The following is a 12,838-nucleotide window of genomic DNA, read 5'->3' as shown; positions in this document are numbered from 1 at the left end:
GTACAGCGCAGGTATCAAGTGCCACCCCGTGACCACCCTGCGGCACCAGGAATTCACACGCAGTAGTCACGCATCTGGGGTCACAGACCTTCCGGTGACGGCGTCCACGAAGACGTCTGCGTCGTTCACGCCGATGAGCCATACAGGCCACCATTGTCCACCGATTTTCTGTGCGAGCAGGAGCGCGCTTATTGCTTTCTTCCCAGACATCTGACTCGCGATTCGCTTCGCAGCGTCTTCCTCAAGGGTCACCTTGGGTAGATCGGGGTCTTTCTCGGGTTTGGAGGTGAAACCCATGATGCGTCCTGCCTTGGTCACCGTGATGTCGAGGCGCATGGGCATCATGACGCCGTTGACATAGCGGCGGTAGCTGACCATGTAGGGTGCCGTCGGGTCGTTTCCCTCTCCGAGTTCCCTGACCTTTTCCTTGCTGCCTGCCAAGCTCTCCGGGAACCATTTCGCGGCGTATGCATTCCCTACCCGCAGGGCCTGTACCTCGTCGTAGGTCCCTGTGTCACCCTTGTCGTCCGACGACCACGCCTGCTGCAGTGTGCGGTCCGGCCACCAGCCCGCGATGGTGCCGCGGTTCGTCGTTGCCGTGATTAGAGAACGTGACCCTTCTAGTTCAGCGGAAGTCTGCTCGACGACGGTCCCCTTGCCGAAAACACCTTCCGCCGCGTCTGCGATCCACTGGTCTGAACCGTCGACGCTGTCCACATAGGCCCGACGCTGGTCATCCATGGCGACGACGTTGACCGCCTTCACCTGGCTGTGGAACATGCCAGCCAGCGCAGCCACGCCCAGGACACCGACGACAGCTCCCCACGACAGGTCTCTAAACGGCCGACCGAGGAGCCGCCGGTTCTGCTTCAACCAGATGGTGGCTGCACCGACGCCCACCAGCGTCCCGATCGAGTTGGCGGTCATGTCCGTAAGGCTGCACGAGCGGCCCACAGGAAGTACCGCTTGGAAGAACTCGATGCCGCCACTGAGAATCACGAATGCAGCTGCTGTCGTCAGCGGACGGCGTGAGAGCACGACGGCAAGAACGGAAGCGGGAACGAACAGAACAATGTTCAGCAGTGCGCTCGAAGAGGTCAGCACATGACGCGGCACTCCCGCGTCGCATTGCCCGGTGTCGATACCGGCGCCGCTGGGCAGCAGCGTAACCGCAAGAATTCCTACCACGGCCACGGACAGCACGGTGGGAATTAGCGGTGGCTTCTTGCGCGCCTTAGCAGCGAGGATGGTCAGACTACTGACTACCGCCGACGCGACAAGGAAGAAAAGGAGCAGTCCTGGGACGGCTCCGATGGATGCTTCAATCACTGGCCCACCTTAGGGCTGCGGTTGGGGCCGCTGAAGCGTGCCAACCGCTGGACGATCGGGAATCAGCAGACGGGGAGGGAGGGCGTCCAGTACTTGCCTGTCGTCGCGACCATGTAGCCGGCGATGGTGCAGTCTTCGGTCCTGGACTTGGGGTGGCCGCCCCAGCTCTTGCTCTTCGTCTGTCCCTTCGAGACCTTCATGGCGTCGGGTGTTGGATCCGGCCGGTTTGATGGCGGCGATCATGCAGCCAGGCCCTTCCTGGGGGCGGCGGGCTCGCGCAGGGCCTCGGCGATCAGGTCCAGTAGGTGGTGGAGCTCGTCGAGGCGCTGGCGGATGTCGGGCGGGGTGAGGTCTGGAGTCGTACGGACCGCCGTCCGGCGAGCACCGCAACGAGGCCGGCTCCTCCGACGAGGCGTAGCCTCCGGCCTCCACCCACTCCCGTCCTGGGCCCGCAAACCCCCAGCACGGACACCTCACCTCATCCAGAGCGATCGACCGACGGACCGGTGTTGCCGCACCCATGGCCGCCAGAAGAGGACTCACCCCTTGCGCCAACCCGCAATACCCCCTGCCTCCGCACCGACCCCGCACACGGACGCCGGCCTCCCACGCCTCCCTCACCGTGTCCCACCGCCGTGTTTCCGCCCATCCGGCGGCCACGGTGGCGCGGCGAGGGAGGTCGGGCTCTTTGACTGAGGACGAGTGGCTGCGCCGAGTAGAGGCTCAGCTCCCTGACCGGGACGAGGAGTGGGTCGAAGACCTGCTCCGCATCTTCGGCATGGACCGGTCGTGAACGAACGAAGCCGAGTCCCCAGCCGCAACGGGGGCCCGGCTTCCGTTTGTCACCTGAGCACCGGCTCGATGTCCGCCGGGTCGAAGATCGGCCCGTTGGACGCGGGCTTGATGATGACCGCGCGGAAGACCTTGAGGACAGCGGCGCGCTGCTGCTCGATCGTCAGCTTCTCCCACCGCTCCCGTATGTCGATGGGGCCGGCCGCGAAGGTCGCGGCCTCGGCTCGGTGCAGGGCCCGCTCCCGGTGCAGCTCCGCGATCTGCTTCTCCAGGTCCTCGGTGAGCGCGATGTAGCGAGCGGCCGACATGCGCTTCTCCTTCCACGCCTGCTTGAACTCGACCATATCCCGTTCAAGGGAGGCCAGTTGCTCCTCCTTGGTCCATTCCGGCGCACGCTCACGGACATTCGCGAGCGCCTTGTCCGAGCTGAGGAACACGGCGTTCCTCATGAGGCGGTCCACCGGTTCGCCCGCCCTGGCCACTCCCCCGCATCCCCCGTCGTTCTTGCCGGGGCACGCGTACTTGAACTGCGATGACGTCTTCGACTTCCGGTACGACGGGAAGGCCCGCATCTTCGCACCGCACCGCCCGCACCGGGCTATGCCGGAGAGCAGGTACTTGGTGGCGTTGTCTCGTGTGGCTCGTCCCTCCGACTCCCGCCGAACCTTCTCCGTGAGCAGGTACCAGTCATCGGGGGTGATGATCGGCTCCCAGTCGCCGACGACTGGCTCACCACGCTCGTCCAGGAACAACTCACCCTGGTGCATCCGGTAGCCGCAGATCCGCGGGTTCATCAGCATCCGCTTGATCTTGGAGTCGTCGAAGTAGCCGCCGCTGTGCGACCTGACCCCCTTGTCCCGCCACGCGCGCGCGATCGACGCCCAGCGGATGCCGCCCAGGAAGTCCTTCACGGCCTTGCGGAGGTTCTCCGCCTCTTCCGGCACCAGCGTCCTGCGGTCCTCGCGGCTCCAGCCGTACGGCGCCCGGCCACCAGGGAGCTTGCCCTGCGTCGCGAGTTCCAGGTGCTTGCGCTTCGTACGCCGAGAGGTGTCCGCCGAGGACTTGTTGGCGATGGTGACCTTGATCCGCGCAATGAACCGACCGTTCTCCGTGGACAGGTCGATGTCCGACGCCGATACGGAGTCGAAGACGAGGCGCCGCTTGCGGCGCTCGGCGTCCTCGTACTCGTCGATCCACGCCTCCAGTTCACGTGGCTGGCGCGTGAAGCGGTCGATATCCCAGGCGACGACTCCGTCGATCCGCCCGGCCTTGAGGTCCTCCAACATCTGACGGAACTCCGGGCGCACGGTCTTGCGCTTGTACGCCGAGAGGTCGTTGTCCTCGTAGACCTTGGCGACCTCCCACCCTCGGGCAGCACAGTGCAGTCGGCAGTCCTCCTCCTGCCGAGCGACGCCCAATCCCTCTGCCTCGTCGTCCTTGCTGATCCGGGTGTAGATGCCCACCTGTATGGCCCCGGAGGACCCCCGTCGTGCCGCCATGCGCCGGATCGTCGCATATCGCAATCGGGTACATCAACCGCTGTTCTCATCTCTACCTGGACTACGGCCTATTTTCTCGCGGGCATCCCGAACACCTGGCCGCAAGTGGCAGACTGCATCCATGACGACTCACAAGAACCTGCTCGGCGGCCCGGAGCCGACGTACCTCCCGGAGAACGAAGAGGCGTACCGCCTGCTGGGCGAGGAGTCCCAGCCTCCGGCCGAGGTCGCTGCGAAGCACCCCACGTTCTCGCTCGCCTGGGCCATGCTCGCCGACGACGCCTTCGAGGCGGGGCGAGTGGTCGAGTCGTACGCGTACGCGCGCACCGGCTACCACCGCGGTCTGGACGCGCTCCGCCAGGCCGGGTGGAAAGGACATGGCCCCATCCCTTGGGACCACCGAGCCAATCGCGGGTTCCTGCGCTGCCTCGCCGCCCTCGCTCGTGCCGCCGGCAAGATCAACGAGAAGGACGAGACGGAGCGTTGCTGGCAGTTCCTTCAGGACAGCAGCGCCGAGGCGTACGCCGAGCTGAAGCGGTAGTCACCGCGGCGGAGTTGACTGTGCCGCCGTCACTCAGCAGGAGACGGCGGCACAGAGTGCACGATTACTTGTAGGACCATCCTCCCACGGCACCGGGCCGTGGCCCTTCCAGCCGCTGCGGCGCAGCGCGCGAAGACGGCGCTGAACAGCAGCGCGAACGGGTGGACGGCGACGATCGTCACCAGGGTCATCTTCCAGCGGGCCGGCGGCACCGCCGCGGTGTGCGGGACGTCGAACCAGGCCTCCAGACCGGTGGTGGTCAGCTCCGGACGCGCGGTGCGTGCCGGCGGCAGCACCCTGTCGTGCCAGGTGGCCCGGTCCGCGGATGTCATCCAGTGGTCGAGGGAGTCGGGGTTGGCCCACCTGACGACCGCGTGGTAAAGCCGGGCCCTGTCCCCTTCGGGCCGCAGCCATGTCACTCCCTCGTTGCCGGGGAAGCCTGCCGCCGTGTGCTGGAGCCCGTGCGCCCACTGCTCGAACCCGGCCTCCTTGCCCTCGGCGACGTCCCGGGTGAAAACCACGGTGACCGGCCTTCGCGCGCCAACTCCGCCGTCTCGCATGGTCATTCCGCCTTCCCGCACCCCCGTGGCGCCCGACCCGTACCGGACATCCAGTAGCGTCCCGGACGTCCAGTTGCGGGCAATTTGTCGCTGTATGAGCATTGGGGGGAAAAGCGCCCAGGAGGAGCTCATGCCTGCACGTCGCTCGGCCATCACCGAACGTGGTCGCACGCTCGAGGAGCGGGGACCCGGCCCGGTCGAGGTCACCCTGAGGGTCAACGGCGCCGAGCGCACGATGGAGATCGAGCCACGTGTGAGCCTGCTCGACGCCCTGCGCGAGCGCCTGTACATGACCGGGGCGAAGAAGGGCTGCGACCAGGGCACGTGCGGCGCCTGCACGGTGTGGGTGGACGGGCGGCGCGTGCTGGCCTGCCTCACTCTCGCGATGACCTGCGAGGGCCGTGAGATCACCACCATCGAGGGGCTTGCGGAGAAGAACGAACTGCACGACATGCAGCAGGCGTTCATCGCGGAGGACGCGTTCCAGTGCGGCTTCTGCACACCCGGCCAGATCATGTCGGCCGTGGCGCTCCTCAAGGAGGGGCACGCGAGCGACGACGCCGAGATCAAGGAGTGGATGAGCGGCAACATCTGCCGCTGCGCCGCGTACCCGCACATCCGGGCCGCCATTCGCGCAGTCCGTGACGGGGCGGACCGAGCCGACTAGACCTCCGGTCCGGCCCGGACCAGCGCGCACGCACCCCGACCGACCAGCACACCGACCCACAAGCACACCGGTCGAGCAGAGCGCGACCGACCCCGACATGTGACCGACCCGAGTGCAGGGAGCCCGCCGTGCGGCCCATCACCTACTCCCGCGCCCCTGACACGGCCAGCGCGATCGCCGCCGTCAGCTCCGACCCCACCAGCGACTTCCTCGCCGGCGGCACCACCGAGGTCGACCTGCTCCGCCAGAACGTCCTCACCCCCCGCCGTCTGGTCGACATCAACGACCTTCCCCTCACCGGGATCGAGGCCACCCCCGAGGGGGGCCTGCGCATCGGTTCCCTGGCCAGGATGAGCGACGTCGCCGCGGCACCCGTCGTCCGGGACCGCTTCCCGGTCATCGCCCAGGCACTGGAGCTCGGCGCCTCGGCGCAGCTTCGCCACATGGCCTCCTTGGGGGGCAATCTGCTCCAGCGCGTGCGCTGCTCGTACTTCCGCGACGCCGAATCAGCCTGCAACAAGCGGGACCCGGGCACCGGCTGCTCCGCGATCGAGGGCTTCAGCCGCGGGCACGCGGTGCTGGGCACCAGCGACCACTGCATCGCAACGCACCCCTCCGACGTGGCCGTGGCCCTCATGGCCCTCGACGCCAAGGTGCTCACGCAGGGGGCCGACGGCGAGCGCGCCTACGCCATCGACGATTTCTTCCTGCTGCCCGGCGACACCCCGCACCGCGAGCACCCCATGGCGCACGGTGAGCTGATCACCGCCATCGAGGTGCCGGCCGCGCCGGTCGCCCGCACGTCCCTGTATCTGAAGGTCCGCGACCGGGAGTCCTACGAGTTCGCCCTGGCCTCCGTGGCCGTGGCGCTGTCGCTCGTGGACGACACCGTGGCGGACGTACGGATGGCCCTCGGCGGTGTGGCCACCAAGCCCTGGCGTGCCCGGCGCGCGGAGGACTTCCTGATCGGGGCGGTCGCGGAGCGGGTGAACTTCGTGCAGGCCGCTCGGGTGGAGCTCGCCGACGCGAGGCCCACCGCGATGAACGCCTTCAAGGTCGAACTCGCCCAGCGCGCGATCGTACGCGCCCTCGAAACCCTCGCGGGGAACGGGAGCCCAGCATGACCACGGCAACCCCGGCCATCGGACAGGCCCTCGACCGCGTCGACGGCCGCCCCAAGGTGACGGGTGCGGCACGCTATTCCGCCGATGTCCCGATCCCGGGCCTGACGTACGCGTACATCGTCGGAGCCCGCGTCCCCAGCGGCCGTATCACCGCCGTCGACACGAGCGCCGCCCTGGCCGAGGACGGCGTGCTCGCCGTGCTGACCCACGAGAACCTGCCGAAGATCGCCGCCCAGCCGCCGCTCATCCCCTCGCTCGCCGGCACGGCCGCGCCCGGCCAGACGTTCTTCCCCATGCAGGACGACGTCGTCCACTACGCGGGCCAGCAGGTCGCTCTCGTCGTCGCCGACACCTACGAGCGCGCCCAGCACGCGGCGAGCCTGGTGCGGATCACCTACGAGGAGACTCCGTCGATCACCACGATCGACCAAGGCCGCAACCAGGCGTACGAACCCGAGAGGATCTTCGGCGGGTTCCTGCCCGGCCGTATCGAGCGCGGGGACGCCGAAGCGGGGCTCGCCCGGGCCGACGTGCGGGTGGAGGCCACGTACACGTACGCCGCGAACAACCACAACCCGATCGAGCCCTCGACCACCACCGCCGAATGGCAGGGTGACGAGCTGGTGCTGTACGACGCGACCCAGGGTGTCAACGCCACCCAGATCACCGTCGCCCAGTTGCTCGGCATCCCGCTGGCGAAGATCCGCGTCATCAGTCACTTCGTCGGCGGCAGCTTCGGCTGCAAAGCCATGATCCACAACCATGCGGCGCTGGCCGCGATGGCCGCGCGCGACGTCGGCCGTCCCGTCAAGCTCGCCCTCACGCGTGAGCAGATGTTCACCTCGGTCGGTCACCGGGAGGAGCAGGAGCAGCACCTCACCGTCGGCGCCACGCGCGAGGGCCGGCTGACCGCGATTCGCCACCACAAGATCTCGGTCGGCTCGCACTTCGACGACTGGGCGGAGCCGTCGATGGGTCTCTCCTCGCAGATCTACGCCGCTCCCGCCTACGAGGGCGTCTACCGGCTGATCCGCGGCAACACCATGACGCCCACCTTCATGCGCGCGCCCGGCGAGGCGTCCGGGATGTTCGCCCTCGAGTGCACCATGGACGAACTCGCGTCGGAAATCGGCCTGGACCCGATCGAGCTGCGCCTGCGCAACGTCAGCGACCGGGACCCCAACACGGGCAATCCCTGGTCCAGCACCGGCCTCAGGGAGTGTTTCGAGCGCGGCGCCGCACGCTTCGGCTGGGACCGGCGCACCGTGGAGCCCGGCTCCCGGCGCGACGGGAACTGGCTGATCGGCACCGGCACGGCGACGGCCGGATACCCGGTCACCCCGCCCGCCAACCCGCAGCGCGCCCGCGCCCGCCTCTACGCCGACGGCACGGCCGTCGTCCAGGCGGCGACCCCCGACTTCGGCACCGGCGTGGCCACCGTCATGGCCCAGGTCGCCGCCGACGGCCTCGGCATGGCCTTCGACCGCTGCCGCTTCGAGAACGGCGACTCCGACCTGCCCAGCATCGCCGCCGCCGTCGGCTCCTCCGGCAGCGGGATGATCAGTGCAGCGGTGCACAGCGCGGCCACCGCCCTGCGCAACCAGATGATCGCCCGGGCCGTGGGCGATCCGGGATCGCCGCTGCACGGCGCGGCTCCGGTCGATGTCGTCGTCCAGGACGGCGTCATGACCGCGGGGACGTCGAGCGAGTCGTACGCGGCGCTTCTGCAGCGAAGCTTCCAGCCGGACGCGGAGGCCACCGGCTCCTGGAGCCCGCCCGGCCGGGACGCGGAGTACGGCATGCTCACGTTCGGCGCGCAGTTCGCCGAGGTGGCCGTGGACCCGGAACTCGGACTGGTCCGGGTGCGGAGGATGACGGGCGCCTTCGCCCCCGGCCGGGTGCTCAACCCCAAGACGGCCCGCAGCCAGCTCATGGGCGGCATGCTCTGGGGTCTGGGGCAGGCACTTCTGGAGGCCAACTACATGCAGCCGGGGACGGGGCGCTGGGCCAACTCGAGCCTCGGCGAATACCTTGTCGCGGTCAACGCCGACGCCCCCGACGTGGACGTCGAACTCATCGAGGTCGAGGACGCGGTGGTCAACCCGCTCGGGGTGAAGGGCGTCGGCGAGATCGGTCAGGTCGGCGTCGCGGCCGCCATCGCCAACGCGGTCCACAACGCCACCGGTCGCAGGATCCGCAAACTGCCGATCACGATCGAGGACATGCTCTGAGCAGAACCGGGCCAGGACACTGAGCGCAGGAACGAGCCAGGACCCTGAGCAGGGGCAGGCTCCGACCTCATCCGGTGGCCTCGCCCCGCCGGTCGTGGCCGCCGTCCTGCGCGGGGGCCGGCCGCGCAAGGTGTTCCAGGGCGGGCGCGCCGACCCCGCACTGCACCCTGCACTCGGATCGGGCGCAAGTCGGCGACGGCCGCCGTACCGTCGCCCAGGCGATCACCGCGCCCAGCACGAGCGCGCCCGCGCACATCGGCATCGCCCGCCGGAAGGTCGCCGCGAACTCCTCCGGCACCCGGTACGCCTCCGGCCCCATTCCGGCCAGCAGCGGCAGCGCGGCCACCGCGAGGAGGCCCGCCGCGCGGGCGGCCGCGTTGTTGACCCCGCTCGCGATGCCCGCCCGCGCGGTGTCGACGGACGCCAGGACGGTGGCGGTCAGCGGGGCGACCAGCGTCACCATGCCGAGCCCGAGCACCGCCGTCGCGGGCAGCACGTCGGCGACGTACGAGGCGTCCGCGCCGACGCGCAGCATCAGCAGCATGCCGGCGGCACAGAGCAGCGGGCCGACGGTGAGGGGAATGCGGGGGCCGATCTTCTCCGCGAGCTCCCCCGAGCGGGCGGAGAACAGGAGCATCAGCACGGTGGTGGGCAGCAGGGCGGTACCGGCGGCGAGGGCCGTATAGCCCGAGACGACCTGGAGCTGAAGCGCGGCGAGGAAGAAGAACCCGCTGAACGCGGCGTACACGCACACCGTCACCACGTTCACCGCGGTGAACTGCCGCGAGGCGAAGATCGAGGGCGGCAGCATGGGGTGGGACCTGCGCCGCTCGACGACCACGAACGCGGCGCCCACGAGCACACCGGCCGCGCCGGCCCACCACGACTTGTCGATGAGCCCGTACGTCACGAGCCCGAGGCCCAGCGCGCCGAGCACCGCGCCCAGCACGTCGAACCGGCCGTGCGCGGCCGGATCCCGCGTCTCGGGTACGTGCCGCAGCGCGATCGGTACGCACAGCGCGGCCAGCGGCACGTTCAGCAGGAACACCCACCGCCAGCCGGGCCCGTCGACCAGCCACCCGCCGACGAACGGCCCCACGGCCGCGCCCACCCCGCCGAACCCGGACCAGAGGCCCACGGCCCGCGGCCGGTCGTCCGGGTGGAAGCTCGCCTGGATGATCGCCAGCGATCCCGGCGCGAGCAGCGCCCCGCCGACGCCCTGAAGGGCCCGGGCGATGATCAGTACGGGTGCGTTGGGCGCCAGCCCGCAGGCCAGCGAGGCGAGCGCGAACCACACGACCCCGATGACGAACACCCGACGCCGCCCGTACCGGTCGCCGAGCGCCCCGCCGAGCAGGATCAGCCCGGCGAGGGTGAGCAGGTACGCGTTGATGATCCACTGCAGTTCGGCCAGGTCGGCGCCGAGATCGTCGCCGATGTGCGGCAGTGCGATGTTCACGACGGTGGAGTCGAGCAGGGCCATGGTGGACCCCAGGACGGTCGTCAGGACCACCCACCGACCGGTTGCCGACGCCAGCCTGATGTCCATACGCCGATCATCCCCGCTGCTGCCGCCCGCGGCCATCGCGCGGGGCGCTGCGGCGGGCTCCGCCCCTCCGCGCCCCTTCCCCGGCCCCGCCCCTGCGCGCCCCTTCCCGGCCCCCTACACCTTGCCGGGCATGGGTTCCGTTCCGGCCCGTCCGGCGTTCGATGACGGGCACCCGGGCTCACCGGACGGCACCGGTCACGAACCGGGGGCGGCCCGGGGGCTCCCCCAGGCCGGGAAGGGGCGGGGTGGAGAGGCGTCACACCAACCGCGACAGTGCCCGGACCAGCGCATCCGTCCCCGCCTCCGCCTTCGCCTGTGGGCAGCCGGCGTTGAGGCGGACGAAGCCGGGCGCGCCGTACACCCCGCCCGGCATGATGGCGACCTTCTCGCGTTCGATCAGCTCGCGTTGCAGCGCCTCGTCGGGCACACCGAGCGCCCGCAGGTCGATCCACGCGAGGTACCCGGCCTGCGGCGGAGTCCAGCCGAGCTCGGGGAACGCCCCGTTCAGCCGGTCCGCGATCATCGTCAGATTGCCGGCGATGTACGACCGCAGCGCATCCAGCCACTCCCCCGCCCGCCGGTACGCGGCGACGTGCGCGGTCAGCGAGAGCGCCGCGGGCGAGGCGAGGCCCTCACCCGTCTCCATCCGCCGGACGAACGCCGCGCGCTCCCCCGGATCGCCGACGATCCCGTACGAACCCGTCAGTGCGGGGAAGTTGAAGGACTTCGACCCGGACGTGATCACCGCCCACCGACCGCGCTCCCCCGCGAACCGCGTCCACGGCAGATGCCGGTACCCCTCGTGCACGAAGTCCGCGTGGATCTCGTCGCTGATCACGGCGACGTCGTACGTCTCCGCGAGCCGTGCCATCTCGCGCAGCTCCGCCTCCGTCCACACCCGCCCCGTCGGGTTGTGCGGCGAGCACAGCAGCAGGACGCGGCTGTCGCCCCGGGCCAGCTCCCGCTCAAGACCTGCGACGTCGCCGACCGGCACCCCGCGCAGCTCGCGACCGAGCCCGTCGACCGCCTTGCGGAAGCCGTCGTACGTGGGCGTGTGGACGACCACGCCGTCGCCGGGCTCCGTCCACATCCGCAGCAGCTGCGACAGCTGATTGAGCACGGACGGCCCGTACACGATCCGCTCCGGGTCGAGCTCCGTCCCGTACCGCGTCGCGTACCACTCGCATATCGCCGCGCGGAAGTCGCCGAGCCGCCAGTCGGTGTAGCCGAACACCCCGTGCGCAAGCCGCTCCCGCAGGGCGTCGAGCACCTGCGGCGGCGACGGGAAGTCCATGTCGGAGATGGTGAACGGCAGCAGTCCGTCCACCCCGAAGCGGTCGGCGACACCGTCCCACTGCACACTCGCCGTACCGCGCCGGTCGACGGCGGCGTCGAAGTCGTACTCCACGATGACCCTCCGGATGACATGCCGAGGGCCCGGCACCGAGTGGGTGCCGGGCCCGTCGGACGTTCAACGCTTACTTGAGCTTGGTGCCGGCCGAGCGCAGCGAGGCGCACGCCTCGCCCACACGCTTGGCCATGCCGGCCTCGGCCGCCTTGCCCCAGCTGCGCGGGTCGTACGTCTTCTTGGAGCCGACCTCACCGTCGACCTTCAGCACACCGTCGTAGTTCTTGAACATGTGGTCCGCGACGGGGCGGGTGAAGGCGTACTGCGTGTCGGTGTCGAGGTTCATCTTCACGACGCCGTTCTCCAGCGCGGTGGCGATCTCCTCGGCGGTGGAGCCCGAGCCGCCGTGGAAGACGAAGTCGAACGGGTCGGCCTTGCCGAACTTCGCGGCGACGCCGGCCTGCAGGTCCTTCAGCAGCTCGGGTCGGAGCACGACGTTGCCCGGCTTGTACACACCGTGGACGTTGCCGAAGGACGCGGCCAGCAGATAGCGGCCCTTCTCGCCCAGGCCGAGCGCCTCGGCGGTGCGGATGGCGTCCTCGACGGTGGTGTACAGCTCGTCGTTGATCTCGTGCGTGACGCCGTCCTCCTCGCCGCCGGTCGGGGTGATCTCGACCTCAAGGATGATCTTGGCGGCGGCGGCCTGGGCCAGCAGCTCCTGGCCGATGGCCAGGTTGTCGGCGAGGGTCTCGGCGGAGCCGTCCCACATGTGGGACTGGAACAGCGGGTTCTGGCCGTTGGCGACGCGCTCGGCGGAGATCGCGAGCAGCGGACGTACGTAGCCGTCCAGCTTGTCCTTGGGGCAGTGGTCCGTGTGCAGCGCGACGGTGACGTCGTACTTGGCGGCGACGATGTGGGCGAACTCGGCGAGCGCGACCGCGCCGGTCACCATGTCCTTGCTGTGCTGGCCGCCCAGGAACTCCGCACCACCGGTGGAGATCTGGATGATGCCGTCGCTCTCGGCCTCCGCGAAGCCGCGCAGCGCAGCGTGCAGGGTCTGGGACGAGGTGACGTTGATGGCCGGGTAGGCGAACTTGCCTGCCTTCGCCCGGTCGAGCATCTCGGCGTAGACCTCGGGGGTTGCGATGGGCATCTGTCCGCTCCTTGTGATGTGCGGTTTGCGTTGCTTGGCCCTGAC

At 69.6% G+C, this 12,838-nt stretch carries 10 protein-coding genes and 3 pseudogenes; 4 read left to right on the top strand and 9 right to left on the bottom strand.

All coding sequences use genetic code 11. The features are described from left to right. Positions 1–66 precede the first annotated feature (66 nt). From ACWCP0_RS10595 to ACWCP0_RS10580, 4 genes and pseudogenes are all read right to left on the bottom strand, one after another. Positions 67–1,329, bottom strand: a complete 1,263-nt coding sequence (locus tag ACWCP0_RS10595) for a VanZ family protein (protein ID WP_451078467.1) — start codon at positions 1,327–1,329, stop codon at positions 67–69. A gap of 62 nt (positions 1,330–1,391) precedes the next feature. Beyond that, positions 1,392–1,529 (bottom strand): hypothetical protein, encoded by a 138-nt coding sequence (locus ACWCP0_RS10590; protein WP_451078466.1) that lies wholly within the window; start codon positions 1,527–1,529, stop codon positions 1,392–1,394. Positions 1,530–1,568: 39 nt separating this feature from the next. Beyond that, positions 1,569–1,682, bottom strand: a pseudogene (locus tag ACWCP0_RS10585) (plasmid mobilization relaxosome protein MobC); the annotation flags it as partial. Positions 1,683–2,171: 489 nt separating this feature from the next. Next, a complete protein-coding gene (locus ACWCP0_RS10580) occupies positions 2,172–3,620 on the bottom strand; it encodes a recombinase family protein (RefSeq protein ID WP_451078465.1) in 1,449 nt (482 codons plus the stop codon). Between the two features lie 121 nt (positions 3,621–3,741). Here ACWCP0_RS10580 and ACWCP0_RS10575 point away from each other — a divergent pair, with 121 nt between their 5' ends. After that, positions 3,742–4,161: a DUF3151 domain-containing protein gene (locus ACWCP0_RS10575; protein ID WP_451078464.1), complete on the top strand. Its 420-nt coding sequence runs from the start codon at positions 3,742–3,744 to the stop codon at positions 4,159–4,161. A 42-nt stretch (positions 4,162–4,203) separates the two neighbouring features. Here ACWCP0_RS10575 and ACWCP0_RS10570 read toward each other — a convergent pair. After that, positions 4,204–4,317, bottom strand: a pseudogene (locus ACWCP0_RS10570) (DUF3151 family protein); the annotation flags it as partial. Positions 4,318–4,472: 155 nt separating this feature from the next. Continuing rightward, positions 4,473–4,721 (bottom strand): annotated as a pseudogene (locus ACWCP0_RS10565) (antibiotic biosynthesis monooxygenase); the annotation flags it as partial. Positions 4,722–4,851: 130 nt separating this feature from the next. Between ACWCP0_RS10565 and ACWCP0_RS10560 the strand changes: the two are divergent. From ACWCP0_RS10560 to ACWCP0_RS10550, 3 genes are all read left to right on the top strand, one after another. Beyond that, positions 4,852–5,388, top strand: coding sequence for a (2Fe-2S)-binding protein (locus ACWCP0_RS10560; protein ID WP_451078463.1), 537 nt, complete (start codon positions 4,852–4,854; stop codon positions 5,386–5,388). Between the two features lie 128 nt (positions 5,389–5,516). Further along, on the top strand, positions 5,517–6,512 hold the full coding sequence (locus tag ACWCP0_RS10555) for an FAD binding domain-containing protein (protein ID WP_451078462.1): 996 nt from the start codon (positions 5,517–5,519) through the stop codon (positions 6,510–6,512). After that, positions 6,509–8,743 (top strand): xanthine dehydrogenase family protein molybdopterin-binding subunit, encoded by a 2,235-nt coding sequence (locus ACWCP0_RS10550; protein WP_451078461.1) that lies wholly within the window; start codon positions 6,509–6,511, stop codon positions 8,741–8,743. The genes ACWCP0_RS10555 and ACWCP0_RS10550 overlap by 4 nt, the downstream gene beginning before the upstream one ends. A 67-nt stretch (positions 8,744–8,810) precedes the next feature. On the opposite strand, the gene ACWCP0_RS10545 is transcribed toward ACWCP0_RS10550, so the two are convergent. The 3 genes from ACWCP0_RS10545 to fbaA all read right to left on the bottom strand — a co-directional run bounded on the left by ACWCP0_RS10545 (position 8,811) and on the right by fbaA (position 12,793). Next, a complete protein-coding gene (locus ACWCP0_RS10545; RefSeq protein ID WP_451078460.1) occupies positions 8,811–10,292 on the bottom strand; it encodes an MFS transporter in 1,482 nt (493 codons plus the stop codon). Positions 10,293–10,548: 256 nt separating this feature from the next. Continuing rightward, entirely contained in the window at positions 10,549–11,700 is a 1,152-nt protein-coding gene (locus ACWCP0_RS10540) for a MalY/PatB family protein (RefSeq protein ID WP_451078459.1), read from the bottom strand. Between the two features lie 70 nt (positions 11,701–11,770). Next, positions 11,771–12,793 (bottom strand): class II fructose-bisphosphate aldolase, encoded by a 1,023-nt coding sequence (fbaA, locus tag ACWCP0_RS10535; protein WP_451078458.1) that lies wholly within the window; start codon positions 12,791–12,793, stop codon positions 11,771–11,773. Between the last annotated feature and the right edge of the window lie 45 nt (positions 12,794–12,838).

The organism is Streptomyces sp. NPDC001970 (genome assembly GCF_053594115.1).
This window is presented reverse-complemented; position numbering and strand designations above follow the sequence as displayed.

Excerpts from the sequence above, each read along its gene's own strand:
- fbaA (WP_451078458.1), bottom strand. The coding sequence starts at position 12,793 with ATGCCCATCGCAACCCCCGAGGTCTACGCCGAGATGCTCGACCGGGCG.
- ACWCP0_RS10580 (WP_451078465.1), bottom strand. The coding sequence starts at position 3,620 with ATGGCGGCACGACGGGGGTCCTCCGGGGCCATACAGGTGGGCATCTAC.
- ACWCP0_RS10545 (WP_451078460.1), bottom strand. The coding sequence starts at position 10,292 with ATGGACATCAGGCTGGCGTCGGCAACCGGTCGGTGGGTGGTCCTGACG.
- ACWCP0_RS10575 (WP_451078464.1), top strand. The coding sequence starts at position 3,742 with ATGACGACTCACAAGAACCTGCTCGGCGGCCCGGAGCCGACGTACCTC.
- ACWCP0_RS10590 (WP_451078466.1), bottom strand. The coding sequence starts at position 1,529 with ATGAAGGTCTCGAAGGGACAGACGAAGAGCAAGAGCTGGGGCGGCCAC.
- ACWCP0_RS10550 (WP_451078461.1), top strand. The coding sequence starts at position 6,509 with ATGACCACGGCAACCCCGGCCATCGGACAGGCCCTCGACCGCGTCGAC.
- ACWCP0_RS10560 (WP_451078463.1), top strand. The coding sequence starts at position 4,852 with ATGCCTGCACGTCGCTCGGCCATCACCGAACGTGGTCGCACGCTCGAG.